Consider the following 26407-nt stretch of genomic DNA (forward strand, 5'->3'; position numbering starts at 1 on the left):
ATCGTGACCTTCATTTCCAAGACACACCACGCTGACGTCGTCCTTATTGGGGGCGGGATCATGAGCGCAACCCTGGGGGCGTTCATCAAGCAACTCGAACCCAGCTGGACCATCTCCCTTTTTGAGCGACTCGACGAAGCCGGCCTGGAAAGCTCCGGACCGTGGAACAACGCGGGAACCGGGCACGCAGCGCTCTGTGAGCTTAATTACTCGCCCGCAGCCAAGGACGGCTCGGTAGACCCGTCCAAGGCCCTCCACATCAACGAGCAGTTCCAGCTCTCCCGGCAGTTTTGGTCCCACCTCGTGGACAACAAATTGATCGGCTCCCCGAAGGGATTCATCAACACCGTCCCGCATATGAGCTTCGTCATCGGCGACAAGCACGCAGACTTCCTCAAGACCCGCTACGAGGCACTCAAGCCCAACACGCTCTTCCGCAGCATGGAATACACGGAAGACCAGGCACAGATCGCCAAGTGGGCTCCGCTGATCGTCAAGGGCCGCGACGCCAAGCAGCGCGTTGCCGCCACCCGCGCCGCTGAAGGCACCGACGTCGACTTCGGCGCCTTGACCCGCGAACTGACCGGCTACCTCGCCGCGAACGGCGTTGAAGTCAACTATGGCCACGACGTCACCAATGTGAGCAAAGCCTCCGACGGCGGCTGGGACCTTTCACTCAAGTACCCCGCTTCCGGCGAACACAGCCGGATCCACGCCAAGTTCGTCTTCGTCGGCGCGGGCGGCGGAGCACTCCACCTGCTCCAGGCATCGGGCATCCCGGAAAGCAAGGGCTACGGCGGTTTCCCGGTATCCGGACAGTTCTTCCGCTGCACCGACGAGGCCATCGCCAGCCAGCACAGCGCCAAGGTGTACGGCCAGGCCTCCGTCGGCGCCCCGCCCATGTCCGTGCCGCACCTTGATACCCGCTACGTCGGCGGCAAGCGTTCCCTGCTTTTCGGCCCGTACGCCGGCTTCTCCACCAACTTCCTCAAGACGAGCAGCTACCTTGACCTTCCGCTGTCCATCCGCCCGAGCAACATCATCCCGATGCTGGCCGTGGCCAAGGACAACATGGACTTGACCGCGTACTTGATCAAGGAAGTGGCCAAGCGCCACGACGCCAAGGTGGAGTCCCTTCGCGAGTACTACCCCCAGGCCGACGGCGGCAACTGGGAGCTCATCACAGCAGGCCAGCGGGTTCAGATTATCAAGAAGGACTCCAAGAAGGGCGGCGTGCTGCAGTTCGGCACCGAGGTCATCACGGCCCGTGACGGATCCATCGGAGCACTGCTCGGCGCCTCCCCCGGCGCCTCGACCGCCGTCCCCATCATGATCGAGATGCTCCAGCGGTCCTTCCCGAAGAACTTCAAAGGCTGGCAGTCCAAGCTCAAGGAAATGATGCCGGGCTACGGCGTCAAGCTAAACGACAATCCCGACCTTGCGGCCGAGCTGGAAGCGAGCACTGCCCGTTCGCTCCAACTCGAGCCTGCCGACGCCGTCCAGCACTAGCAACCGTCCGGGCTGCGGCCGGTTCACGACAAGAGACAGACCGTAGATCCCAGGAGACAGTGCAATGTTCCGTCTGGCAAAGCTTTCACTGGCGAACAGGGCACTGATCGCGCTGATCACCGTCTTCGCGGCGGTGTTCGGCGTGATCACCATGTCGTCCCTCAAGCAGGAACTCATTCCCTCGATCGAGTTCCCGCAGATCTCGGTGATCACGGCGATGCCGGGCGCGTCGCCGGAAGTTGTCGACAAGCAGCTCAGCCGCCCGCTCGAAGCAGCACTGAACAGCGTCGAGGGCCTGGAATCGACCACGTCGACGTCGCGGAACGGTGTTTCGCAGATCTCCATGGTGTTCACCTACGGTTCGAACCTGGACCGCGCGCGCAACCAGATCGACCGCGCCATCTCCAACGCCAAGCGTGTGCTGCCGGCCGACGTCGAGCCCCGATCCTTTGCCGGCAGCATCAGCGACTTCCCGATCGTGTACCTGGCGGTGTCTTCGGACAAGCCTCTCAGCGAGCTGAACACGGACCTGCAGCGATTGAGCGTTCCCCGGCTCCAGAAACTGGACGGGGTCCGCAGCGCTGACGTGACAGGCGGGGCCACCCAACACATCCTGATCCAGCCCAAAGCCCAAGCCATGGCCGCGAGCGGCGCCACGATCCAGTCGCTCACGAACGCCCTCAAGAACAACGGGACCCTGGTACCGGCAGGAACCATCGAGGACCAGGGCAAGACCCTTTCCCTGCAAATCGGCAGCCCGGTGGACTCCCTCGACGTCATCAAGGGCTTGCCGCTCACCGGCGCCAAGGGCGGAACCACCATCGGCTCCGTTGCCGACGTGAGCATCAAGGACGACGCCGCAACCTCGATTACCCGGACCAACGGGAAGCCGACGCTGGCCCTGTCCATCACGAAAAAGCCCGACGGCGATACCGTTGCCATTTCGCACGCCGTGAAGGATTCCATTGCCCAGGTGGAAGCCGAGCTCGGCTCCAATGCGCACTTCACGCCAGTGTTCGACCAAGCCCCGTACATCGAAAAGTCCATCAAGGACCTCACGACGGAAGGCCTTCTTGGGCTGGGCTTCGCGGTAGCGGTCATCCTCGTGTTCCTGATGTCCGTACGCTCAACGCTCGTGACGGCGGTCTCCATTCCGTTGTCGCTCCTGATCACGTTCATCGGAATATCGGCGACCCACTACTCGCTCAACATCCTCACCCTCGGCGCGTTGACCATCGCGATCGGCCGCGTGGTGGATGACTCGATCGTGGTGATCGAGAACATCAAACGGCACCTCAGCTACGGCGAGCACAAGCTCGGGGCCATCCTCAATTCGATCCGCGAAGTTGCCGGCGCCATCACAGCGTCCACCCTCACCACGGTTGCCGTGTTCCTGCCGATCGCCTTTGTGGGCAACCTGGCTGGCGAGCTGTTCAGGCCCTTCGCCCTGACGGTGACCATCGCCCTGTTGTCCTCGTTGCTCGTCTCCCTCACCATCGTTCCGGTCCTGGCTTACTGGTTCCTCAAGTCGCCGTCGCCGGCTTCGGCTGCGGAGGACGCCCGTGCCGCCGAGGCCGCCCGATCCAAGGCGCACGAGGCGGAGCAACGCAGCCGCCTGCAGCGCGGCTACTTGCCCATCCTGGCCAAGACCCAGAAGCACCCGGTCATCACGATCGTCGCTGCTGTGCTGGTCTTGGGCGGGACTGCTGCCATGTCTCCCCTACTCGCTACCGACTTGCTGGGTAACTCCGGCCAAAACAGCATGACCGTCCGGCAGGTCCTTCCTGCCGGCACCAGCTTGGAACAGACCGGCGCCGCCGCCGCCCAGGTGGAATCGGTCCTCCGCGGGATAGACGGCATCAAGGACGTCCAGGTCACGTCAGGCAACGCCCAAACGGGATTCGCCGCGCTCACCTCGAGCGGCGCTTCCAACTCGACGTTCACCGTGGTGACTGACGATAAGGCTGACCAGCAGAAATTGCAGGACACGGTCCGGTCCCGGCTCGCCAGTGCCTCGGCTCCCGGGAAGGTCACTGTCGGTGCACAGCAAGGCGGGCTGGGCACCTCTTCCAGCGTCGACATCACCATCAACGCCGCCAACTCGGCGGATCTCAAGACCGCAAGCGACGCCGTGGCGAAGGCCATGGACGGCGTGCCCGGGAGTGCCGAGGTAGCCACCAACCTGGATGCCAGCCAGTCCGTAGTCCAGGTGAAGGTAGATCGCGCCAAGGCCGTCGCCGCCGGGCTGAACGAGGAACAAGTCGCCGGGGTCCTCGCGTCCACGGTCAGCCCTATCCCCGCAGGCACCGTCCGTATCGACACCACGGACTTCCCGGTGCAGATCGGCGAAGGCACGCACTTCACCAGCATCTCCGATGTCAGGGCCATCAATCTCCCGACGCCGGCCGGGCCCGTTCCGCTGTCGAGCATCGCGTCCGTGGATCAAGTTGACACCCCGGTCTCCATCACGAGCAGCAACGGCCAGCGGAGCGCGAAGGTGACCGTCACGCCGTCGGGCTCCAACCTTGGCGCCGTCAGCACGGCAGTCAGTGACCGGCTGGCCTCGGTGCAGCTCCCGGCAGGCGTTACCGCCACCATCGGCGGCGCCACGACGCAGCAGGCCGACTCCTTCCGACAGCTCGGGCTCGCGCTCCTGGCAGCCGTCGCCATTGTGTATGTCATCATGGTGGCCGCGTTCAAGTCCCTCATCCAGCCCCTCATCCTGCTCGTGTCCGTGCCTTTTGCGGCGACGGGCGCCATCGCTCTGCTCCTGGTCACGGGCGTTCCGCTGGGACTGCCTTCCCTGATCGGCATGCTTATGTTGGTGGGAATCGTCGTGACCAATGCGATCGTCCTGATCGACCTCATCAACCAGTACCGCAAACCACACGATGGCAGCCCCGGAATGAGCGTGGCAGACGCCATCACCCACGGAGCCAGGCAGCGGCTACGCCCGATCCTCATGACGGCGCTTGCTACCGTCTTCGCCCTGACACCCATGGCTTTGGGCCTCACGGGAGGCGGCGGGTTCATTTCCCGGCCGCTGGCGGTTGTGGTCATCGGCGGCCTCGTTTCGTCCACGGCGTTGACGCTCGTCCTGGTGCCCGTCCTTTACAAACTGGTCGAAGGCCGGCGGGAGAAGAAAGCGCTCCTCAAGGCACTCACGCAACGCCCCGACGTCGCGCAGGACGGGGTCGCGGGCCACGGCGACGGCGACCACCTGGACTGGACCACCGGAATGATTCCCAAAGTCTCCGGCCGCCGATCCGCCTCCAGCCCCGCCGAGTAGGGCGACACACCGGGAACAAAATGATGCCTCACCCTGTTGCAGGCAGTGATACATGCAAATGCATCTATTTTGGGATAGACTGTTGGCAGAGCCCGGACACCAAATCGGGCAGGCAGAAAGGCACATCATGGAGATCGGCGTATTCAGCGTCAGCGACATCACCACTGACCCCACCACGGGCCACACCCCCACGGAGAACGAGCGCATCAAGGCCGCCGTGGCGATCGCCAAGAAGGTCGAAGAGATCGGCATGGACGTCTATGCGATCGGCGAGCACCACAACCGCCCCTTCTTCTCATCGTCCCCCACCACCACGCTGGCGTACATCGCAGCGCAGACTGAACGCATCACGCTGTCAACGTCCACCACGCTGATCACCACGAACGATCCCGTCAAGATCGCCGAAGACTTCGCGATGCTCCAGCACCTGGCGGATGGACGCGTGGACCTCATCATGGGCCGCGGCAACACTGCCCCCGTCTACCCCTGGTTCGGCAAGAACATCCAGGACGGGATCGAGCTCGCGATCGAGAACTATTCCCTGCTACGCAAGCTCTGGGATGAAGACACCGTCAACTGGAGCGGCAAGTTCCGCACCCCGCTGCAGAACTTCACCTCCACGCCCCGCCCGCTCGACGGCGTCGCGCCCTTCGTCTGGCATGGCTCCATCCGCAGCCCGCAGATCGCGGAACTTGCCGCCTACTACGGCGACGGCTTCTTCGCCAACAACATCTTCTGGCCCAAGGAGCACTACCAGCAGCTGATCGGCCTGTACCGCGAGCGCTATGAGCACTACGGCCACGGCAACGCAGACCAAGCCATCGTCGGCCTCGGCGGGCAGTTCTTCATGCGCAAGAATTCCCAGGATGCCGTGAAGGAGTTCCGCCCCTACTTCGACAATGCACCGGTGTACGGCCACGGGCCCTCGCTCGAGGACTTCACGTCCCAGACACCGCTGACCGTCGGCAGTCCGCAGGAAGTCATCGAAAAGACCCTGACTTTCCGCGAATACTTCGGCGACTACCAGCGCCAGCTGTTCCTCGTGGACCATGCGGGCCTCCCGCTCAAGACCGTCCTGGAACAACTGGACCTCTTCGGCGAGGAAGTCCTGCCCGTCCTGCGCAAGGAATTCGAGGACCGCAAGCCGGCCCACGTGCCCGACGCACCCACCCATGCATCCCGGGTGGCAGCGTCCGTGATCGCCTCGGCCAGCGAGGCGGTTACCGATTCCGCCGGGCGGACCCCGTGACCACCACAGCGCCCACCTCGTCCGCCGTGCGCCTCGCCGCCGAAACCTGGGAGTCCTTGTTCCGCTCCCAGGTGGCGGTGATGCGCCGCCTCCAGGCCGGGCAGGCATTCAAGAAACTGCCCATCAAGGAGTACGACGTCCTGTTCACTCTTTCCCGTTGCCCCACGGGCAAGCTGCGGCTGAACGAGATCAACGATCACGTCCTGCTCAGCCAGTCCAGCCTGAGCCGGCTGGTTGACAGGTTGGAGAAGCGCGGGCTCGTGGAGCGCAGCATCGCCCCCGACGACGGACGCGGCATCCTACTGGGGCTTACCGCGGCCGGGCAGGAACTGCAGAAGGAGATCGGGCGGGAGCACGTCCGCGACATCGCCGAACTTGTGGCTCCGGCTTTGACAGCCGAGGAGCAGCGTGAGCTCCTTCGCCTGACGGAAAAGCTGCAAGTGTTCGTCGCGCACAAGCAGCCGCGCGAAGGCTAGCGGAGGACGACGAGCTTTGCCGGATCCTCATCCGGCAGCTCGTCGGCCACCACCGCGGTGACTTTCAGGCTCTTCAATGACAGGCTGCCGCCCACCGTGGACAGAAACGCGGTGTCCGAGGAATCGCGTCCGGCCGTGATGCGCAGCATGGACTCGCGCGGGGCCAAGCCGGTGGGATCGATCACGTACCACGTTCCGTCGATGTGGGCCTCAGCCACGGCGTGGAAGTCCATGGGGCTCAGTCCTGGCGCGTACACCGCCGCAAGCCGGGCGGGGATGTCCTTGGAACGCAGGAGGGCAATGGCAAGGTGGGCGAAGTCCCGGCAAACCCCTTTGCGGTGCAGGAGCGTCTCCACCGCTCCATCCGTCCCGCGCGAGGAACCACTGACGTAGCGGAGCTCGTCGTGGACCCAATTCCGGACTGCCTGCAACAGTTCTTCGCCGTGGAGCCCGCCGAACTCGGCGTACGACGTCGGAAGGAGCCGATCGGACTCGGCATAACGGCTGGGCCGCACGTAGCGGATGAGTTCCATACGGGAGGACTCATCCGGGGCACCCAAGCCCTCCACCGAGGCACGGTAATCAACCGTTACCTCGCTGGGTTCTTCGAACTCCATGTACTGGAAGCGTCCGCCGTGATGGTCCCTCAACTCAGTGAACGGAACAGCTTCGCCCTCCACCGTGACGGACAGCTCTTCGGTCAACGAGTCATAGCCCGGATTGCTGGCCACGGCGATTGCCATGGCCACTTTGGTGTTGGCGACGGTCTTGAAAACGAGCTGGGCAGCAACGTTGCGTTCCATGGATCTCCGGAGTGTTGCGGCTGGACAACCCACTAATTGGGCAGAGTTGGCGCCGACGAATGTCTATCAACCTTGGTTCTACAGATTGACCTTCAGAGACAATAGCATCCGCTGGACGTTGGCGAATTCCGAGCTCTGGTCAACGTACTTGGCGGCCTGGTCCAAGGTGTCGAAGGACTTCGCGGGAGCAACTACTTCATCCGTGGCGAAGGCATGCACGGCTTGCATGTCCCCGAAGTAGTAGTTGCCCTTTCCTGCAGGTCCCACCACAAGGTTCCGCAGTTGGCAGGCCTGCCCATCGGTTCCGGCTACCAGGTTGGTGATGCCGTACGAACCGAAGAATTTATAGCCCTGGATGACCCGGAACACCACGTGCGGCGGGATCGTGGAATCACCGTCGGCATGGGGCAGGTCAATAGGCACGCTGCTGACCACGACGTAAGGACGCTTGGCGGCCGGATTGCAGTCAGCCGGACTCGCCGAGGGCAGCCCGGTGTGAAGGGTCGCCAGGTACCCTCCCTTGGCGTCTTTGACCTCGATCTTCAGGGCGCCCGGCATGGAACCGGCGTCGGGCGTGACCGATTGCGCAATCCAGTCACTCGGAAGATCGAAGCTGACCTTCTTGGCCGCATCCGAGTACGTTTTCCACGCCGCGGCAGTCGCCCCCGCCGTCGCGGTGCTTCCTGCGGAAGGGCTGGCACTGGAACCGCCCGACGGCGCGGCTGTGCTTGGGCCCGACGGCGTTGCGCTCCCGGGAGCCGCACTGCTGGACCGGGCTGTCCAGACGGCGCCGCCCTTGCCCTCGGAACTACAGCCGGCGGCGGCGACCACAATGAGCGCACCGAGGACGGCGACTGAAAACTTCAACGGGATCCGCTTTGCTCTCATGCGCACCAGCCTAGCGGCGCCGAGCCGCTGCCCGTCCCTCCGGATCGGCGTTTCGCGCCTGCAAACCCAGCCGATGCCCTACGGGCCGCCGCTTCGGCCCGCGCGGTAGGACTAGGCTGGACGCATGGCTCCCGATCTGCTCGATGAGGACGAAAACAGTGTGGCGGACATTTCCGCCGTGGACATCGCAGACTGGCGTTTGCGCACATTCGCCTTGTACGACGACGTCCGCAAGATCGCGATGGACGACCCCTTCCAAGCCCACGTGTACTGGCGCCAGGAACGGGACCGCATGTTCGGTACCCACCCGGCCTCGGCGCTGACTCCCGCCAGCAAGCAGGCTTTTTCGGGCTTGCGCACCGCGGACTACGATCCCCGGTTCCGCCGCTATGCCGCCCTTTCGCCGGAAGGCGCGGGCCAGGAGATGAACGTCCAGACCGGGACCGACGGCGTGGTGCCGTTTGTCCGCCTCGGCACCTTCGACCTCGACGAGCTCGGCTCGCTGGCCGTGTGGCGCCTGCGCAGCTACGGCGGCGGCATCTTCGTGCCCTTCCGCGACGCCACGGCCGGCAAACCCGGAGGAAGCTACGGCGCCGGCCGCTACTTGCTGGACACCATCAAGGGAGCCTTCCACGGCCTTCGAGGATCCGGGCAACAGGAGTTCGTGCTCGACTTCAATTTCGCCTACAACCCATCCTGCGCCTACAACGAGGCCTGGGCCTGCCCCTTGGCCGGGCCCGCGAATCGCCTGGCCGCGGATATCCCCGTGGGCGAGCTCTACTTGCCCGTCTAAACCTGCCGCCTCAAGAGGTTCAAGGACGTAGGATGTCTTCATGACTTCCTCACGTGCACGCCGGATCGCCCGCGTCCGCCCGCTCTCCCCCACCTCACCGGACGAACAGTTCTTCGTAGCAAACGACGCCGCCGACTTCGCTTCCGCGGAAGGCCGGAGCTGGACGGTGGTGGACAGTCCGTTCCCCGGGTCGCCGGCAAATAGCAGCAGCGCAGGGCGGCCAGGTTGGGTTGCAGGCTCTCGTGTCTCCGAGGATGTGTTCACGTTCCTGGCGCCGTCTGTTCCCGCCAACGTCTTCGGCATGGCGCACAACACCGGCCAGCCAGGCCGGGATTTGCCTGCACAGGCGTTCCACAAGGCCGCCACAAGCGTCATCGGACCAGGCGACGCCATCGAGCTCGCCTCCGGCGTCGGATACGTGGACCCCGAAGCGGAACTGACCGTCGTCGTCGGGCGCAAAGTCCGCGGACTCACACTCGACAACGCGCGCGACGCCATCCTCGGTTTCACGATCGGCAACGACGTCTCGGCGCGGGACCTGCAGAAGACCGACGAATTGTGGATCAGCGCGAAAAGCCAGGACACGTTTACCCCTGCGGGACCGTGGATCGTCACTGACCTCAATGACAGTGATCTTTCGATCGGCATCGTGCACAACGGCAGGGAATTGCGGACGGCCAGCACCGCCGACCTCGGATGGAAGGTGGACGAGATCCTTGTCTACCTCACGTCGTTCATGACTTTGCACCCCGGAGACCTGGTCCTCACCGGCTTCCCCGCCGAGTGTGCCAGGATCGCGCCAGGAGACCTTGTGAGCTGCCGCATTGAGGGCATCGGAGAGCTCACCAACCCCGTCATCGCAGCAACTTGGGAGAAAATTCCCAGCTTGATATGACAGGCTTGAGCAATGGAGCCTCCTGCCGTGCCGGCAATTGAGACGCGGCAGACGTCCCTTTCCAGGCCAAATACAAGCAAGCGCCGCAAAGGCGTGCTGCGCTATCCGGTGGTCAGGCAGCTCATCCGTTTCACCGGCGTCGGGATCATCTGCACCGTCACCTCGCTGGCACTGTACGCGCTGTTCAGGCCGTGGTTGGGACCCCAACCTGCCAACGCCGCAGCGCTGATCATCACCTCGCTCATGAACACGGCCCTGAACCGTCGGCTGACCTTCAAGATCAGCGGCAACCGGAAGAGGACGCGGGACCACTTGAACGGGTTGATCGTGATCGCCGTGGCGCTGGTCATCACGGGCGGGAGCCTGGGCGTGCTGCATGCATTCCGGCCCGGGGCAACCCTCGAGGAGGACCTCTGGACCACCACGCTGTCCGGATTCGTCGCGACGGCCGTGCGGTTCACGATGCTGCGGCACTGGATTTTCCGCCGGGCCCGCCACGTTTGACTCCCAACTGACTCGCATTTGTTGTCGTTTTGAGGGCTCAGAACGACAACAAATGCGAGTTACTTGGGGTGGGGACCGTCAGCGGCGGCCGAGCCCCTGGACGCTCCCGACGGCGGCAGCCACGGCTTCCGCGGCTTGGTCCAGTTCCGCTGACGTCACCGTGGAGTCGAAGCTGAAACGCACAGCTGTGTGGGCCACCTCGGGCTCGATTCCCAAGGCCAGCAGGACCGGAGAGGGGGCGTCGGATCCAGCGGCGCAGGCCGATCCGCTGGAGCACACCACCCCGAGCCGCTCAAGCTCAAGCAACACCGACTCCCCGCTGGTGCCGGGGAAACAGAAAGACGCGACGGACGGTAAGCGTTGCGAGGGGTGGCCGGTCAACACGGCACCAGGCACCGCCTCGAGGACAGCGCGGATGAAGGCATCCCGCAACTCCGTGACACGTCCGGCAAGTCCGGACTGCCCGGCATGGGCGAGCGTCAGCGCCGTGGCCAGCGCGACGGCTCCCGCCACGTTTTCGGTCCCGGAGCGCCTGCCCCGCTCCTGCCCGCCGCCATGGACGAGCGGTTCAAGTCTCAGCCTGCCCTTGGCATAGAGTACGCCGCTGCCCTTCGGTGCGCCGAGCTTATGGCCTGAGATACTCAGCGCGTCGACCCCAAGTTCTTTGACGCCAATCGGGAGCCAGCCCGCAGCCTGGACGGCGTCCGTGTGAAACGGCACACCATGTTCCGCGGCAACCTCGGCAAGTTGCCGCACGGGCTGCACGGTCCCGATCTCGTTATTCGCATACATGATGCTGACGAGGGCCGTCTCCGGGCTCAGCGCGGCCCGGAGCGCCTCAACCGTCACCACACCGTTCCGGTCCACGGGGACCACATCCACCTCGAACCCGTGGACGCGTTGCAGGTAGAGTGCGGATTCCTCGACGGCAGGGTGCTCGATGGCGCTGATGACAACGCGGTTCAGGGCAGGATCCGCCGCACGTCTCGCGAGGGCAATTCCTTTCACCGCCAGGTTGTCCGCCTCGGTGCCGCCGGACGTGAAGGTGATCTCCCCCGGCCGGCAGCCCAGAGCCTTCGCTACCGCCGCGCGTGCCCCGGACAACGCGTTCGCGGCTGCTTCGCCGAGGTTGTGATGGCTTGAGGGATTGCCGAACTCCCCCGTCAGATACGGCCACATGGCTTCGAGGACTTCCCTGCGGACCGGTGTGGTCGCCGCGGCGTCGAGGAAGATCATGGTGTCAGCCGAGAGCCAGGGATGGGTCCGGCGCCACGTCGAGCGTCACGTCCAGGCCGAGATCCAGCGCGCTGACGCTGTGGGTGAGTCCGCCGATCGAAATGACATCGACTCCCGCGGCCGCGATGTCCGCCACGGTGTTGACGTTGACGTTGCCGCTCGCCTCGACGACGGCGCGGCCCGCCACCTGCTTCACGCCGGCACGGAGCTCCTCAAGCGAAAAGTTGTCCAGCATGATCGTGTCGACACCGGCCGCCAGCACGGGTTCGATCTGCTCGGCGCGGTCCACTTCCACCTCGAAGTGCGTGGTGTGGCCCAGTTGGGCCTTGGCGGCCTTCAGCAGTGCAGTGAGTTTCGCGGAATCGCCACCGGTCATCACTGCCAAGTGGTTGTCCTTCGCCAGCACGGCATCGGACAAGCTGTAGCGGTGGTTGGCTCCTCCGCCGCATCGCACGGCGTAGCGTTCCAATACCCGCAGCCCGGGAGTAGTTTTCCGGGTGTCGGTGATGCGGGCCTTGGTACCGTCGACCAGCTTGACGAATTCCGCGGTCTTGGTGGCAATGGCGCTCATGCGCTGGGCAAGGTTGAGCCCGACGCGTTCGGCGAGCAGCACCGAGCGTGCCCGGCCGCTGACCCGCGCCAGGTGGGTTCCGGCGTCGAACGCTTCACCGTCCGCGAGCAGCAGCTCCACTTCGGTGTCCGGGTCGACGAGCAGCATGGCGTCACGGAACACCGTTCCGCCGCTGAACACCCCCGGAACCCGGGCATTGAGCACGGCGGTGGCCCGGGCTTCGGCGGGAATGAGCAGCTGCGAGGTGATATCGCCGCTCGGCGCGTCCTCCGCGAATGCCCGCTCCAGGATGTCCCGGACGGGTGCTGCGGGGAGGGTCAGGCTAGTCATTGACGAGGCTCGCTTTCCGGCGGATCGTGTATCTCTGAACAATTTCTTCACGCGGGGTTTCGACCGCATCACTCCGATAATGCGCCCCCAACGACCCCCGCCGCGCCCCCGCAGCCCGCACCAACAACTGCGCAGCCAGGAGCAAATTGGCATCCTCGTGAACCACGGAATCCACCGAGTCCGGCATATTCTCAGGAAGCACGACGTCGGCCCAAGCGTTGAGTGCCTCAGCGGCCTCCCGCAGCAACCCCCCGGTCCGAAGCACCCCGGCTTTGGCAGTCATCAACCGCCGAAGGGCGGCCCGGCTAAAGGGCTCCGGAACGAGCTCAGGCTGCCACACGAGCGCCCCGGTCGGCTCGGTGGTTCCCGAAAGCGCCGTTGTTGCGTAGAGGTCCACGCCGGCCTCCGAGCTTGCGAGGCGTTCGCCGGCGAGAGACCGGAGCGCAGGCGCCGAGGGAACTAGCGAGTCGGTCCCCCCGCCGTTCGGCGGCGCCCACCCAAGGAACCCTTCAACAGCCCGCCGTCCAAAGACCAGCCCTTCGAGCAGCGAGTTACTAGCCAAGCGATTGGCGCCCTGCACCCCGGTACAAGCAACTTCGCCGGCGGCAAGCAAGCCAGGTACAGACGTCCGGCCGTGGAGATCCGTGACCACCCCACCCATCCAGTAGTGGGCGGCAGGGGCGACCGGAACTGGCTCAAGGGTCCAGTCGACTCCGGCTTCGCGGGTCCGGGCGCTGAGCGTGGGGAAGCGTTTCTCAAGGAAGCCTTTCCCCTTGTTCGCTTCCACGGTCCGGGCGTCAAGGAAGACGTGGCCGTTGGGATCACCAAGTGACGCAAGGTGGAGGGCGATGCTGCGGGAGACGACGTCGCGCGGCGCCAGTTCGGCGTCGGGGTGGTAGCGGGGCATGAACCGTTCGCCGTTCGCGTCCACCAGGATGGCGCCTTCGCCGCGGACGGCTTCGGAAATGAGGAGCGGATCGGCGCCGAAGGGAGCCGGTTTTCCTGCAGCGGAGAGGACCATGCTCGTGGGGTGGAATTGGAAGAACTCCAGGTCCGCGAGCTCCGCGCCTGCCCGCCATGCGAGCGCGAGTCCGTCAGCCGTTGCCACCAAGGGGTTGGTGGTCTGGGCGAACAGCTGCCCCGCCCCGCCGGTGGCCAGCAGCACGGCATCGCCGAATACGCTCTCAAGGCGGCCGTTGCGCAGGAATTCAACGCCCGTCACGCGACGCTCGGACTGGATCAGTGACGTCGCCTGTGAATGTCCCAGCACCTGGATCTTCCCGGCGTCCTGTGCGTCAAGGACTGCCAGGATGAGTGCGTTCGCCACCCCGGCACCCGTGGCGTCTCCACCGGCGTGGAGAATCCTTGGCGCGGAGTGGGCGGCTTCGAGCCCCAAGGCGGGATCGCCGTCGTCGTCCGCGTCGAAACGGACGCCGAAACGCTCCAGCCCCCTGATGTCGAGGCGAGCTTCGGAGCACAGAACCCGCACGGCCTCCTCATCGCAGTGGCCCGCGCCGGCTGTGAGGGTGTCCGTGATGTGCGCGGCGACGGTATCGCCGGGGGCCGGTTCGTCCAGCACTGCCGAAATCCCGCCCTGGGCGAAGAAGGTATTGCTGTCCGCGAGCGCGCCCTTGCTGAGCAGGACGACCTCCGCACCGGCCTCGGCGGCCAGCAGCGCGGAGTAGAGGCCGGCGATGCCGCTCCCGACGACGACGAGCCGCCGCCGCGCCGGGGCGCCGGGAATGCGTTCTGCAGTCATGTGAGGCTCGATTCGACTGGTTGGTACGGGATGTGGCCTAGAGCGGCCGAGCTGCGAGCATGCGTTCAAGGGCGATCTTGGCGTTGTCCTTGACCGAATCGTCCACAGTAATGCGGTTGACCACGCGGCCCTCCACCAGTTCCTCGAGCACCCAGGCGAGGTAGCCGGGGTGGATGCGGTACATCGTGGAACAAGGGCAGATCACCGGGTCGAGGCAGAAGATGGTGTGCTGCGGGTTCTCCGCGGCCAAGCGGTTCACCATGTTGATCTCGGTGCCGATCGCGAAAGTGGTGGGCTCGGTCGCGGCGGCGATGGCCTTCTTGATGAAGTCCGTGGAGCCTGCGCCGTCTGCCGCGTCAACAACCTCCATGGGGCACTCAGGGTGCACAATGACGTTCACGCCCGGGAATTCGGCGCGTGCCTTCTCGATCTGGCCCACGTTGAAACGCTTGTGGACGGAGCAGAAACCGTGCCAGAGGATGACGCGGGAATCCAGCAGGGTCTGTTCGTCGTTTCCGCCGAGTTCCTTGCGCGGGTTCCACATGGGCATCTGCTCCAGCGGGACGCCTAGCGCCTTGGCCGTGTTGCGGCCCAGGTGCTGGTCAGGGAAGAAGAGGACCCGCTGGCCGCGTTCGAAGGCCCATTCGAGCACCGTCTTGGCGTTGGAGGACGTGCAGACGATGCCGCCGTTGCGTCCGCAGAAGGCCTTCAATGCGGCCGAGGAATTCATGTAGGTCACCGGGATGACCGGGGCACGGCCTTCGGAATCGGGGGCGGTCCCGAAGAGCTCCTCGAGCTGCTCCCAGCATTCCTCCACCGAATCCTCGTCCGCCATGTCGGCCATGGAGCAGCCGGCGGCCAGGTTCGGCAGGATCACGGCTTGGTCTGCGCTGGACAGGATGTCGGCTGTTTCGGCCATGAAGTGAACACCGCAGAAGATGATGGCCTCGGCGTCGGGCTTGGTCAGGGCAGCGTTGGCGAGCTGGAAGGAGTCGCCCACGAAATCCGCGTACTGGACAACTTCGTCGCGCTGGTAGAAATGGCCCAGGATGACAGCCCGGTCCCCCAGCGTCTCCTTGGCGGTACGGATCCGGGCGTCGAGCTCGGCGTCGCTGGCCAGCTTGTACTCTTCGGGCAACTGGCCTTGGCGGGGCGTGGCCTTCGGAGCGTCGTCGGCGCTGGACGCACCGGGACCGTAAGCGGGGATGCCTGCGAGGGCTTCGGCGAGGTCGTACTCCCAGGGGCCCTTGGCCAGAGCGGGGCTGCACGTCGACCCGGCCGCGGAACGGCCGTTTTCGGCTTCTTCCCGGGTGATCAGCTGGATAGCTGTATTGACGCTGCTCATGGTGTACTCCTGTTGTCTGGCCCGAGTCCGGGCGTGCCGGTGAAGCGGTAGAGGCGGGGCGGGCGGTGTTTTCCGCCCTGAAGGTATTCACCGGTTTCCTCGATTTCCGGTGTTCCCTTGATTTGCCGGCGGAAGTTTGCCGGATCCAGCTGACGGTCCAGGACAGCCTCGTAGACTTCGCGGACCTGTGCCAGGGTGAAGAATTCACCCAGCAAGTGATAGGCGATGGACCCGTAGGCCATTTTGTTGCGCAGCCGCCACAAGGCGTAGTCCACAATCGCGTTGTGGTCGAAGGCCAATTCCGCGAGCCTATCGGCCCGGAACCACCGGACGTTCTCGGATTCGTCGGCCAGGGCGGCTTCCGTGGGCTGTACCAGGGCCCAGTAGACAATCGACACGACCCGCTGGGCGGGCGAGCGGTGCAGGCCGCCGAAAGCGTAGAGCTGTTCGAGGTATTGGGGAGCCAGCCCCGTGGTTTCGCGCAGGTTGCGGGACGCGGCATCCTGGAGGGATTCGTCGTGCTGGAGCGGTCCGCCGGGCAATGCCCACATGTCCTTGAACGGTTCGCGGATGCGGCGCACAAGAGGCAACCACAGCGTGGGGCGGCCGGAGCTTTCACTGGGGCGGAGGGCGAAGATCACCGTCGATATGGCCAACGACGGCGGCGCGAGCCTGCGCTCTGCGACATTCGCGGAGGTGGCGTACACGGTATTCACCCCGCTTCTTTGCCGTAGGGATCAGAAAACTAGTTATAGTCAAATTGACTAGAACTAATGGTACGACTGTCGGCGGACAGTGTCCAAATGTTTCAGCCCGCGTTCTCCTTGGCGGCAGCTTCCAGGAGGGGCAAAGTGCGGCCTTGGAAATGCGTATTCAGCACGATCACCGAGGACGAACGGAGCACGGTCTTGGTGGCGATGAGCTTGTCCAGCACGCGCTGCAGGTCCGAGTTCGACTTGCCCACCACCCGCACCATGAGGTCCGAACTACCGGAAACGGTGTGGACCTCAATGAGTTCAGGGATCGCTGCCAAAGCTTCGACGACGGCGTCGTGCCCCAGGTCCTGGTTGATGGTCAGCGAGCAGAAGGCGACCACCGGATAGCCGAAGCCGGCAGGATCGGGCTGCGGAACCCAGGGAGCCACCACTCCGCGCTCGGCCATCCGGTCCAGCCGCGACTGGACCGTGGCACGGGCGACCTTCAAGACCCTCGATGCCTCCAGAACGGACGCCCTCGGCGAGTCTGTGAAAAATCGGACAATCTTGGCATCCAACTCGTCCACAACCATCAGTTTTTCCTGCTTCCGCCCAAGGGGATGTACAAATCGGCACTTCATGCCCAGATGCCGCTCCAGCTTGTAACCATCCTCTCACGAGTGTTTTTCGCCACTTTCATCCGGAAGCGGTAAATTCGATAAGTCCTACGAGGACCAGCGAACAAACCATCCACAAGAAGGCAAACACGAATGACAACGAAGTCCACCGCTGTTCGACCCTCCATTCCTTCGCGAGGCCTTGGCCACTCGATGAAGCCGCGCCAGCTCACCATGATGGGCTTGGGCAGCGCCATCGGCGCGGGACTCTTCCTCGGTTCGGGCGCCGGAATCCACGCCGCCGGCCCGGCAGTGCTCATCTCCTACCTTGTGGCGGGCACCTTGATCATCGTGGTGATGTGGGCCCTAGGCGAGATGGCAGCCGCCAACCCGAACAGCGGCGCCTTCTCGGTGTACGCGGAAAAAGCCATGGGCAGGACGGCCGGGTCCACGGTCGGCTGGCTTTGGTGGCTGCAGTTGGTAGTGGTCATCGCCGCGGAGGCACTCGGCGCAGCAGGGCTGCTCTTCTCCGTCTGGCCAGTCATTCCTGTGTGGGCGCTGGCGCTGGTATTCATGGTGGCCTTTACCGCGATCAACCTTGCCGGGGTCCGGAACTTCGGTGAGTTCGAATTCTGGTTCGCCATCCTGAAGGTCGCGGCCATTGTCGCTTTCCTCGTCATCGGCGCAGCTTTGCTCTTCGGCTGGTTGCCCGGCGTAGCTTCCCCCGGCCTCGCAAACCTGACCGGCAACTTTGCACCGTCCGGCTGGTCCGGAATTGCCGCAGCCCTCTTCGTAGTGATTTTCGCCTTCGGGGGCACCGAAATCGTGAGCGTGGCTGCTGCGGAGACGCAGAACCCGGCACACAGCGTCGGCAAAGCCATCCGCACGGTGGTGTGGCGCATCCTGGTCTTCTACATTGGTTCGGTCTTCGTCATTGCAGCAGTACTGCCCTCCGATTCCGAAGGCTTGAAGTCGCCGTTCGCCGGCGTCCTGGACCTTGCCGGCATCCCGGGAGCCGGCGCTGCCATCACGCTCGTCGCCGTCGTGGCATTGCTTTCCGCGCTCAACGCAAACCTCTACGGCGCCTCACGCATGGTCTTCTCCTTGTCTGAACGCGGCGAAGCACCTGGCTTCCTGTCACGGCTGCGCGGCGCCCAGGTGCCCATGGCCGCCGTCGGGGTTTCCGTTGCATTCGGCTTCATCGCCACCATTCTGGAACTGCTGTTCCCCGACCACGTACTCCCCGCCCTGCTCAACCTTGTCGGGTCCACGTGCCTCGTAGTCTGGGGAACTGCGCTCGTGTCCCAGTTCATCCTGCGCCGGCGCGCCGACCGCGAAGGAACCGAACTGCCGCTTCGCATGAAGGGATTCCCCTTCCTTACGGTATTCGGACTGGCGTTGCTTGCCCTGATCTTCGTGGTGGGCTTCTCGAATGCCGAGAGCGCCGGTCAGCTGATCGGCACGTTCCTGTTGATCGCGTGCATCGCCGTTGCCTGCCGGATCGGCGCCAAGGTGAAGTCCGCACGAAACGCCTAAGCTGACCAACCAACTAGCAGTTGATGTCGTTTTGAGCCCTCAAAACGACAACAACTGCAGGGCCCACGCCGCCGGGGTTCCCTGGCCGAGCTTGCGAGGCGAGGGTGGCGGTGGGGAGTTAGTTGGGAGGTGCGCAAATTGCTATGTGTCCCCAGGGGAAAGCTGGCAGTCTATGGCAGTTTGACTAGCCCCGAATAGGCGGATTGCCTACGTTCCGAACAGTGACTACGGTCACGTCCATGGACTCATCTCTTCCCGTCGTGGCCGCAGCCGACGCCGCACCCCTGTCCCCCGGACAGCTCAGGGAGCTCTATTCCCTGATGGCTGCCGTTCGATACCTCGATACCTCGGCCGTTGCCTGGCAGCGCCAGGGAATCATCCCCGGCTACGCTCCGGAACTCGGCCAGGAAGCCGCCCAGGTCGGCAGCGCCTACGCCCTCGACACTGCCCGCGACTTCGCCTTCCCGACGTACCGCGAGATGGGTGTCGCCAGGACCATGGGCGTGGACATGGTGGCGTACATGTCCACCCACAAAGCAACGTGGCACGGCGGCATGTACGATCCCCTGGCAAGCGGCCTCGCGCCCATCCAGGCCGTCGTGGCAGGCTCGGTGCTTCATGCCGTCGGCTGGGCCCACGGCCAGACCCTGAGCGGCGGGCACGGAGTGGCCCTCAGCTACTTCGGCGATGGCGCGTCCTCCCAGGGCGATGTCCACGAGGCCATGAACTTTGCCGCCGTGATGAAGGCACCTGTTGTCTTCTTCATCCAGAACAACGGCTGGGCGATTTCCGTGCCCACCGAGCGGCAGGTGGCCGGCGGTTCGGTAGCTGCCCGAGCCGCGGGCTACGGAATCCCGGGCATCCAGGTGGACGGCAACGATGTGGTCGCCGTCCACGAGGCCACCCGCAACGCCTTCGCCCACTGCCGCGCAGGAAAGGGTCCGGTTGTGGTCGAAGCCATGACCTACCGCCGGGGTCCGCATTCCACCGCCGACGATCCCGGCCGCTACAGGAGCCTCGACGACGAGCGCATCGACGCCGGCGAGGATCCGCTGGAACGCCTCCGCAAGCGTTTGCTGGCCGAAGGCGTAGCCGACGAGGCGTTCTTCACCGCCGCCAACCAAGCAGCCCGGGCAGAGGAAGAAGCCATCCGCATCGGAATCGAAGCCCTCGGGCCCCGGCCCGGCAACGAGATGTTCGATTTCGTCTTCCAGGAAACCACCCCCGCCCTTGAAAACCAGGCCACCCGTTGGCGCGAGGAGTCAGAACATGTCTGAAAGCACCACAGCCACCCTCGAAGCCAGGGCAGCCACAGAGAACCAGTCCGTCAAGCTTTCCATGCAGCAGGCACTCAACCGCGCCCTGGACGAGATCCTCTCGGCCGATCCGAAGACGGTGGTCTTCGGCGAGGACTGCGGCCGATTGGGCGGGGTCTTCCGCATCACCGACGGACTGCAGGCCAAGCACGGTGAATCCCGGGTCTTTGACACGCCGCTCGCGGAATCGGGCATCCTGGGGATGTCGGTGGGCCTGGCCATGGCCGGTTTCCACCCCATTCCGGAGGTGCAGTTCGATGGCTTCGCGTATCCCGCCATCAACCAGATCGTGTGCCAGATCGCCCGGATGAACTACCGCAGCCGGGGCAAGCTTCCGATGCCGATCACGCTCCGCGTACCCAGCTTCGGCGGCATCCGCGCCCCCGAACACCATGGCGAAAGCCTCGAGGCACTCTTCGCGCACGTTCCGGGGCTCAAGGTGGTCTCGCCGTCGGACCCGCACGATGCCTACCACCTGCTCAAGTACGCCGCCTCGCGGCCTGACCCGGTGATCTTCATGGAACCGAAGTCCCGGTACTGGCAAAAGGGCGACGTGGACGCCTCCGACGGCGGTACCCTCACCGGCGCCCGCGTTGTCCGGCCGGGCCGCCACCTGACCCTCGTAGCCTGGGGTGCCATGGTTGCCCGGTGCCAGCAGGTTGCCGAACTCGCCGCGGAAGACGGAATCGAGGTCGAGGTCCTCGATCTGCGCTGGCTCAAGCCGATCGATGCCGAAGCACTGGCGACTTCCGTCGGAAAGACGCGGCGCGCCGTCGTCGTGCATGAGGCTCCGCTGACCTCCGGGCTGGGGGCCGAAGTGGCCCAGCTGATCACGCAAAGCTGCTTCGACACGCTCAAGGCGCCCGTCGAACGGGTCACCGGCTTCGATGTGCCGTATCCCTCCGGCGACCTGGAGGACGAATACATTCCGAACATTGACCGCATCCTCCTGGGGATCCAACGAGTACTGGAGTATCGACGTGGCTGAAATCAGCTTCCCCCTGCCCGATCTTGGCGAAGGCCTCATCGAAGCGACCGTCCTGGACTGGCTCGTCTCCCCCGGCGACCAGGTGGAACGGAACCAGCCGCTCGTGGAGCTGGAAACGAGTAAATCCGCCCTCGAGTTGCCGAGCCCGCAGGCGGGTAAAGTGATCCGTATCCACGGAGCGCCGGGCGAGACCATCAACGTCGGTGAACCGCTGGTGGTGTTCGAGGTGCCGGACAATACTGCCGGTATCGTGGGCACCGTTCCCAAGGATGACGCACCGAAGCGCCGGGTCCGCCTGAGCGCCGTACTTGATGAGGACTGACACCATGAGCGGCAGGCACAAGGAAGAGCACATCCACACTGTGGAAGGGACAGATCCGCATCTGTTCGTGGAAGTCCATGAGCCTGCCGAAGGGACCGACGCCGGATTGCGCCCCGTGCTGCTGCTGCACGGTTTCTCCTCGTCCACCAAACTCAATTGGGGCGACACAGGCTGGATTTCCACCCTCAAGTCCGCGGGCCGGCGTGTCATCACCGTGGACCTTCCGGGGCACGGCCAGAGCAGCTCGCCCGAGGACCTGGACTCCTACTCCCCGAGCCGGATCCGCGCGGACCTGCTCCAGATAGTCGCCGACGCCGGTGCGCGCCCCGTGCGCGCCGGTGACCCTACCAGCGGGCTCGACGTCATCGGCTACTCTTTGGGCTCCCGGCTCGCTTGGGAATTCGGGGCAACCCAGCCCGAACTCGTGCACCGGCTGGTGTTGGGCGGCCCGAACAAGGAAGACCCCCTGGCGTCGTTCGATCTCGGAGCAGCCCAGCGCTACCTCGCGGACGGCACACCCATTGAAGACGAGTCCACGGCAGGGTTGCTCAAAATGGCACAGCTCTTGCCGAGCAACGATCTTTTTGCGCTCTTGTCGCTCATCGAGGCCATCAAGGGCGAACCCTTCGATCCTGCCGAAGCCGTGCCCCACATGCCGATGCTCCTGGTGGCCGGCGACAAGGACGAGCGCGCCGTCACCATGCCGGAGCTCGCTTCGATCGCTTCCCATTCCGGGGGCATGGTTGAACAACTGCTCGTACCGGGGCGGAACCACAGCAACGCCGTGACCAGCCGGGTTTTCAAGGACGCTGCGGTGGCGTTCCTCGGCGTCTAGGCGGTGGCGGAGCGGCTGATAGTGGCGGAGCGGCTGCGCTACCCGCCAGCCGCTCGGCGTTGAGCGTCATGCGCTCCAGCACGCTGACGGCCATGGCGTATTCGTCGATACCGATCCCCATCGAGAGGTCCCGCCGGGATTCTTCAACGAGCTTTTGGGCTTCCGTATGTTTTGCGTGGCCCAGTTCGCTGAGGCTGAGGCGATCGTCCACCATGATGATCATGCCGCGGCCGACCAGGGCGGCGAGTTCGTTTTCGCGACGTCGCGTGTCGCCGCCCCAAAAAGGGTTGAGTATTCCGTCAAGATCATCGGGGCTGATGGTTGTCTCGGCCAGGACGTTGAGCGTCTGCCACTGCCTCCGGCTGAGTTTCAACCTCGCCAAGGTGCTGTCCAGGTGCGCCTCCAAAGCGGCGTCCAGGCGTTTGGTCCAGTAACGGATCGGCTTGTTCACATGGCCCATCGTGGCAGCGCAGAGCGGTCCCGGCAACAAAGGTAGGCTTGATTCAGCGCTGGATGACGTGGAAGTGAGACGAATGGGCATGCGCTTCAAGGACCGTGCGGACGCCGGACGCCGCGTGGCAGCAGGCCTTCCGCAGCTCCGGCATCGCCCGGACACCATCTTGCTGGGCCTCGCCCGCGGTGGAGTCCCCGTGGCGGCGGCTGCCGCCGTCGAGCTCCACCAGCCATACGGCGCCATGCTGGTACGTAAACTCGGCATCCCGGGCCGCGAGGAAACTGCGTTCGGCGCCCTCGCCTGGTCCAACGGCAGGATCGTCCGCATCCTCAACCGGCCCCTCGCCGAACGCATGCTTCGGCATGGAATCACCCAGGCTTCGCTCGACGCTGTGGAGGCACGCGAGCGCGGAGAACTCCTGCGGCGAGTGACGACCTACCCGGGTATCAGCTTCGATCTCTCGGGCCAGACTGTTGTCCTTGTCGACGACGGACTCGCCACGGGCGCAACGATGCGCGCCGCCGTCGAGGCCGTCCGCGCGGGAGGCGCGGCGACTGTGGTAACCGCCGTCCCCGTGTCATCCCTCGAAGCCCAAGCGTCCATCAGCCGGGTGTGCGATTTCATGATGTGCCTGCACACGCCGGGCAAATTCCATGCCGTGGGCGCGTTCTACGAGCACTTCGAACAATTGACCGACGACGACGCGGTGCGGCTTTTGGAGCAGGCGGGGTAGTTCGCAAGCCGCTGGGTTGCGATTCGCGCCAAACGCGAGCGAGCGTCGATGAATTTCCCGTCATAGCTGAGCGAGCGTCGGAGAATTTCGCGCCAAACGCGAGCGAGCGTCGGAGAATTTCGCGTCATAGCTGAGCGAGGGTCGGAGTGCGAACGACGACGGCGATAGCTCGCCGTCGTCGTCGGACGCGCCGTGGCGCGTTCAGTCCTTCCGCTCGAGGAACTCCCGCACCCGGGCGCGGGCCGGCTCGCGGTCGTAGCTGTTCACGAGAGCGGCAGCCATGCGGACGGGGTCGCCGAAGAAGAAGTACTCATAGAGGGCCTGGCGCCCGGCGAACGCGGAAATGCTGGCATCGAAAGCGAGCTTGAAGAGGCGCACGCGCTCCGGGCCGGTCAGGGTCTTCGCCTGCAGGTACAGCTCGATGTCCGGCAATGCCTCGCTGGCTACGTCCGCTTCGCCCGGCAGGGCCATGAGGCCCGACGCCGAGAACTTCCGGATGATCGCGGGGAACCGCTGGGCAACCTTGGGGTACCAGTTGCGTGCCGCATTCAGGGTGGGCCAATGCGGCAACAACACGCCATCCGGGCTTGGAGCTGCCTGGGCCTCCGCGGCCACCATGAGGGCCTTGCCGATTTCGACGGTCTCGATCAGCTCCGCGAGGTCTTCCTGGATGTGCTGGAATCCGTCAATCCCGATCGACGCCGCGATCTCCGAGGCCAGGCCGAGGAAGAACTCGCTCTTCGCAATGGTCCTCGTGACCACCTGGTGGGTCATGAGGGCCCCGGCGCCGGTCTCGGAGTAGAAGGCATTGCACAGCTCGGGATGGCCGAGCATGAAGATGCGCTCGTTCGGAACGAATACGTGGTCGAAAACGACGACGGCGTCCATCTCCTCGAAGCGGCTGGCGAGCGGCTCGTCGTGGGTGCCTCCGCCGTTGTAGAGCGAGGTCCGGCACAGGTAACGCATGCCCGGCGCATCGTTCGGGAGGGCGAACGCGTAGGAGTAGGGAGCATCTTCCGGCGTCGAGCGAAGGAGCGTCGAAGGGAACACGAGGAGCTCGTCGGCGATCGGCGCGATGGTGGCGAGCATACGTGCGCCGTGGACCACGATGCCGTCTTCCCGCTCCTCGACGACCCTGGCCGAGAGCTGCCCGCCGAGCTGTTCGGAACCTGACACCGAACGGTTGACTTGCGGCGGGATCAGCGTGTGCGTCGCAAGGAGATCGTTCTCGCGGCAATGCTCATAGTATTTGCGGATGTTTTCGCCGAACATCGGATCGGCCTGGGCAAACCATTTTTCTGCGGCCGCGAGTGCCGTAAGGGCGCCGTTCATGTAGTCACCCGTCCGGCCCAGGAACCCAAGGGAGTACTCCGCCCAAGTGCGGATGGCCGCATGCCGATGTTCGAGGTCTTCCTTGGTACGCGGCACCAGGAACGAGGCGTTCACCCGGTCACCCGTCGTCGGGGACTCGTAGGTGAGGGCGTCCGCATACTTCGGGTCATGCTGCATGTCGAAGAGCTTCGCGTACGTGCGGGCCACATTCCTGAAGGACGGGTGGTCGGCGATCTTCCCGGTGACCATTTCGCCGTCGATCAGGACGTGGGGGTTCATCGAGTTGAGCTTGTCCAGGTACTGCTGTCCGGTCCGGATTCCCATGGTTGTCTCCAATGATGGTTGTGCTGAAACGGCATACGGATGCGGCGTCGACGGGCGCCGGCAACTACAGAAGATCCTCCATTCCCAATTGGCTTTCCGGGATAGTGGTGAAAGAGCTGTTGGCGAACGCGAGCGCGTCGCCGCTGCGGTAGTTGAAGTCCACCACTTCACCCACGTAGAGGGTGTGGTCTCCGCCGTCGTAAGCCGCCCAGGGCGTGCATTCGAAATAAGCGAGGACGTTGGATAGCCGGGGCGCCGTGTCGCCTTCTACCCAAAGGGGCTCGGGCCCGGGTCGGCCCGCGAAATGCAGGGCGAGTTGCTTCTGTTCGGCACCCAGAATATTGACGCTGAAGGGGCGCCCGGCCAGCTCATCGTGGGCTTTGGCGTTGCGGGCGATGCTGACCAGGACCAGCGGCGGTTCCATGGATACGGCGGTGAAAGAGTTGACGGTGATACCGTGCCGCTTGGTGGCGCCGTCGAACGTCACGATGGCGACACCTGTGGCGAAGCGGCCCAGGCTGCCGCGGAAATGATGTGCCCGCGGCCGCGAAGTGCGGCTCAACGGACCGGGCTCCGCATTATGGCTGGACTTGGCAATCATCGTTGATTCCTGGCTAGCGATTGTTCTATATGTGAATTTGTTCTATATTTGAACAACAAATTCTCATACAGAACCATAGTCTCTTGTGAGTGACAGCACAAGACGGCGGGCCGGTCGCATTAGGCCCCAACATAGGATGGAGCGCATGATGTCTCCCAGCGCCGCAAAAAGTCTGCAGGACACGACGGCGACGGTCTCGCCTTCGCAGACCCTCTCCCGCGGAATCCAGGCCCTGGAAATCCTGGCGGCAGCAGAGCGACCGTTGACCATTGCAGAACTCGCCGGCGCCCTGGGCGTTCATCGCTCGGTGGCCTACCGGATCCTTCGCACGCTGGAGGATCATTCCCTGCTGGTGCGCGACGACGCCGGCCGTGTTCAGCCAGGTCCCGGCCTTGCGGTGCTGGCCCGGGGTGTCTCCCGCGACCTCCAGACGGCCGCCCTACCGGAACTGACCCAGCTTGCCAACGCCCTGAACATGACGGCATTCGTCGCGGTCTGGGATCATCAGGACTGCGTCACGCTGGTCACGGTCGAGCCCCGACACTCAGCCGCGACCCTGGCACAGCATCCCGGCACCCGCCACCCCGTGAACACCGGGGCGCCTGGAATCGCGATCCAGTCCACCATGAGCGAAGAAGAATGGGCCGCCCGCGCGCCGGGCCTGCCGTATCGTCCGGAAGCGGCAGAAGCGCGCCGGCTCGGCTATGCGGCGAGCCACGACGAAGTCATCGCCGGCTTGTCATCCTTGGCCGCCCCGATCCGGGTGCCAGGCGGGCGGCCCGCCGCGATCGCCGTCGTCTACATCCGCCGCGAACAGGACCAGGCCGCCGTCGGCGAAGCACTGGCAGCGAGCGCGTCCCGGATAGAGTCCCAGCTGGCGTAAGGACCCGCCGATGGACTCGTGGGGCTTTTCACCTTTGGTGCGCGCGTTCGTCCTGTTTCCGACGCTCGCTCACTTATAGGGCCAAAACCTGAAACGCGCGCTCAGATGATCTGAGCGAGGGCTT

General features: G+C 64.7%; 25 protein-coding genes. 14 read left to right on the forward strand and 11 right to left on the reverse strand.

The genetic code is table 11. The features are described 5' to 3' along the window. Nucleotides 1-3: 3 nt before the first annotated feature. The 4 genes from AB4068_RS00140 (at nucleotide 4) to AB4068_RS00155 (ending at nucleotide 6523) form a co-directional block, all read left to right on the forward strand. Nucleotides 4-1509: a malate:quinone oxidoreductase gene (locus tag AB4068_RS00140; protein WP_059387639.1), complete on the forward strand. Its 1506-nt coding sequence runs from the start codon at nucleotides 4-6 to the stop codon at nucleotides 1507-1509. 64 nt (nucleotides 1510-1573) lie between these two features. After that, complete coding sequence (locus tag AB4068_RS00145; protein ID WP_441432407.1) at nucleotides 1574-4798, forward strand: efflux RND transporter permease subunit; 3225 nt, start codon at nucleotides 1574-1576, stop codon at nucleotides 4796-4798. Nucleotides 4799-4925: 127 nt separating this feature from the next. Beyond that, the gene (locus tag AB4068_RS00150) at nucleotides 4926-6047 is read left to right on the forward strand and encodes an LLM class flavin-dependent oxidoreductase (protein WP_441432408.1); all 1122 of its coding nucleotides are present in this window, start codon (nucleotides 4926-4928) and stop codon (nucleotides 6045-6047) included. Next, nucleotides 6044-6523, forward strand: a complete 480-nt coding sequence (locus tag AB4068_RS00155) for a MarR family winged helix-turn-helix transcriptional regulator (protein ID WP_441432409.1) — start codon at nucleotides 6044-6046, stop codon at nucleotides 6521-6523. Before AB4068_RS00150 ends, AB4068_RS00155 begins: the two co-directional genes overlap by 4 nt. Here the strand turns inward: AB4068_RS00155 and AB4068_RS00160 are convergent. Then, the gene (locus AB4068_RS00160) at nucleotides 6520-7326 is read right to left on the reverse strand and encodes a transglutaminase-like domain-containing protein (protein WP_441432410.1); all 807 of its coding nucleotides are present in this window, start codon (nucleotides 7324-7326) and stop codon (nucleotides 6520-6522) included. The two genes, AB4068_RS00155 and AB4068_RS00160, sit on opposite strands and share 4 nt — an antisense overlap. 78 nt (nucleotides 7327-7404) lie before the next feature. Further along, a complete protein-coding gene (locus AB4068_RS00165; RefSeq protein ID WP_441432411.1) occupies nucleotides 7405-8214 on the reverse strand; it encodes a hypothetical protein in 810 nt (269 codons plus the stop codon). A gap of 124 nt (nucleotides 8215-8338) precedes the next feature. Between AB4068_RS00165 and AB4068_RS00170 the strand changes: the two genes are divergently transcribed. Genes AB4068_RS00170 through AB4068_RS00180 form a run of 3 tightly spaced genes read left to right on the forward strand, consistent with a single transcriptional unit; the run spans nucleotide 8339 to nucleotide 10406 of the window. Continuing rightward, nucleotides 8339-9007: a DUF1684 domain-containing protein gene (locus AB4068_RS00170; protein ID WP_307054181.1), complete on the forward strand. Its 669-nt coding sequence runs from the start codon at nucleotides 8339-8341 to the stop codon at nucleotides 9005-9007. 40 nt (nucleotides 9008-9047) lie between these two features. Beyond that, a complete protein-coding gene (locus AB4068_RS00175; RefSeq protein ID WP_441432412.1) occupies nucleotides 9048-9902 on the forward strand; it encodes a fumarylacetoacetate hydrolase family protein in 855 nt (284 codons plus the stop codon). Between the two features lie 12 nt (nucleotides 9903-9914). Continuing rightward, complete coding sequence (locus tag AB4068_RS00180; protein WP_441432413.1) at nucleotides 9915-10406, forward strand: GtrA family protein; 492 nt, start codon at nucleotides 9915-9917, stop codon at nucleotides 10404-10406. Nucleotides 10407-10484: 78 nt separating this feature from the next. Here AB4068_RS00180 and AB4068_RS00185 read toward each other — a convergent pair whose 3' ends face one another. The 6 genes from AB4068_RS00185 to AB4068_RS00210 form a co-directional block, all read right to left on the reverse strand. After that, nucleotides 10485-11642 (reverse strand): cysteine desulfurase family protein, encoded by a 1158-nt coding sequence (locus AB4068_RS00185; RefSeq protein WP_441432414.1) that lies wholly within the window; start codon nucleotides 11640-11642, stop codon nucleotides 10485-10487. Nucleotides 11643-11646: 4 nt separating this feature from the next. Beyond that, nucleotides 11647-12543, reverse strand: a complete 897-nt coding sequence (gene nadC, locus AB4068_RS00190; RefSeq protein WP_284988376.1) for a carboxylating nicotinate-nucleotide diphosphorylase — start codon at nucleotides 12541-12543, stop codon at nucleotides 11647-11649. After that, entirely contained in the window at nucleotides 12536-14302 is a 1767-nt protein-coding gene (gene nadB / locus AB4068_RS00195) for an L-aspartate oxidase (RefSeq protein ID WP_441432415.1), read from the reverse strand. The genes nadC and nadB overlap by 8 nt, the downstream gene beginning before the upstream one ends. 37 nt (nucleotides 14303-14339) lie before the next feature. Further along, nucleotides 14340-15647 carry a quinolinate synthase NadA gene (gene nadA, locus AB4068_RS00200; RefSeq protein ID WP_332601880.1) on the reverse strand — a complete coding sequence of 436 codons (1308 nt, stop codon included), beginning with the start codon at nucleotides 15645-15647 and terminating at the stop codon, nucleotides 14340-14342. Further along, complete coding sequence (locus AB4068_RS00205) at nucleotides 15644-16354, reverse strand: NUDIX hydrolase (RefSeq protein ID WP_113990543.1); 711 nt, start codon at nucleotides 16352-16354, stop codon at nucleotides 15644-15646. The genes nadA and AB4068_RS00205 overlap by 4 nt, the downstream gene beginning before the upstream one ends. Before the next feature lie 101 nt (nucleotides 16355-16455). After that, nucleotides 16456-16935 (reverse strand): Lrp/AsnC family transcriptional regulator, encoded by a 480-nt coding sequence (locus AB4068_RS00210; RefSeq protein WP_059387632.1) that lies wholly within the window; start codon nucleotides 16933-16935, stop codon nucleotides 16456-16458. A 177-nt stretch (nucleotides 16936-17112) separates the two neighbouring features. Here AB4068_RS00210 and AB4068_RS00215 point away from each other — a divergent pair, with 177 nt between their 5' ends. The 5 genes from AB4068_RS00215 (at nucleotide 17113) to AB4068_RS00235 (ending at nucleotide 21956) form a co-directional block, all read left to right on the forward strand. Further along, entirely contained in the window at nucleotides 17113-18495 is a 1383-nt protein-coding gene (locus tag AB4068_RS00215) for an amino acid permease (RefSeq protein ID WP_441432416.1), read from the forward strand. Nucleotides 18496-18734: 239 nt separating this feature from the next. Continuing rightward, nucleotides 18735-19772: a thiamine pyrophosphate-dependent enzyme gene (locus AB4068_RS00220; protein ID WP_441432417.1), complete on the forward strand. Its 1038-nt coding sequence runs from the start codon at nucleotides 18735-18737 to the stop codon at nucleotides 19770-19772. Next, nucleotides 19765-20799, forward strand: a complete 1035-nt coding sequence (locus AB4068_RS00225) for an alpha-ketoacid dehydrogenase subunit beta (protein WP_441432418.1) — start codon at nucleotides 19765-19767, stop codon at nucleotides 20797-20799. The genes AB4068_RS00220 and AB4068_RS00225 overlap by 8 nt, the downstream gene beginning before the upstream one ends. Beyond that, nucleotides 20792-21121: a biotin/lipoyl-containing protein gene (locus AB4068_RS00230; RefSeq protein WP_234747729.1), complete on the forward strand. Its 330-nt coding sequence runs from the start codon at nucleotides 20792-20794 to the stop codon at nucleotides 21119-21121. The genes AB4068_RS00225 and AB4068_RS00230 overlap by 8 nt, the downstream gene beginning before the upstream one ends. Before the next feature lie 4 nt (nucleotides 21122-21125). Continuing rightward, nucleotides 21126-21956, forward strand: coding sequence for an alpha/beta fold hydrolase (locus AB4068_RS00235; protein WP_441432419.1), 831 nt, complete (start codon nucleotides 21126-21128; stop codon nucleotides 21954-21956). Here AB4068_RS00235 and AB4068_RS00240 read toward each other — a convergent pair. Continuing rightward, nucleotides 21922-22407, reverse strand: coding sequence for a MarR family transcriptional regulator (locus AB4068_RS00240; protein ID WP_441432420.1), 486 nt, complete (start codon nucleotides 22405-22407; stop codon nucleotides 21922-21924). The two genes, AB4068_RS00235 and AB4068_RS00240, sit on opposite strands and share 35 nt — an antisense overlap. An 82-nt stretch (nucleotides 22408-22489) precedes the next feature. On the opposite strand from AB4068_RS00240, the gene AB4068_RS00245 reads away from it, so the two are divergent. Beyond that, nucleotides 22490-23143: a phosphoribosyltransferase gene (locus AB4068_RS00245; RefSeq protein ID WP_441432421.1), complete on the forward strand. Its 654-nt coding sequence runs from the start codon at nucleotides 22490-22492 to the stop codon at nucleotides 23141-23143. Between the two features lie 201 nt (nucleotides 23144-23344). On the opposite strand, the gene hpaB is transcribed toward AB4068_RS00245, so the two are convergent. Together hpaB and AB4068_RS00255 are read right to left on the reverse strand one after the other, a co-directional pair. Next, a complete protein-coding gene (gene hpaB / locus AB4068_RS00250; RefSeq protein ID WP_441432422.1) occupies nucleotides 23345-24799 on the reverse strand; it encodes a 4-hydroxyphenylacetate 3-monooxygenase, oxygenase component in 1455 nt (484 codons plus the stop codon). Between the two features lie 64 nt (nucleotides 24800-24863). Beyond that, a complete protein-coding gene (locus AB4068_RS00255) occupies nucleotides 24864-25400 on the reverse strand; it encodes a flavin reductase family protein (protein ID WP_059387630.1) in 537 nt (178 codons plus the stop codon). 148 nt (nucleotides 25401-25548) lie between these two features. Here AB4068_RS00255 and AB4068_RS00260 point away from each other — a divergent pair, with 148 nt between their 5' ends. Further along, complete coding sequence (locus AB4068_RS00260; RefSeq protein WP_284988484.1) at nucleotides 25549-26283, forward strand: IclR family transcriptional regulator; 735 nt, start codon at nucleotides 25549-25551, stop codon at nucleotides 26281-26283. Nucleotides 26284-26407: the final 124 nt, after the last annotated feature.

Origin of the sequence: Arthrobacter sp. 2RAF22, assembly GCF_052115325.1 — a bacterium.
GTDB lineage: Bacteria > Actinomycetota > Actinomycetes > Actinomycetales > Micrococcaceae > Arthrobacter.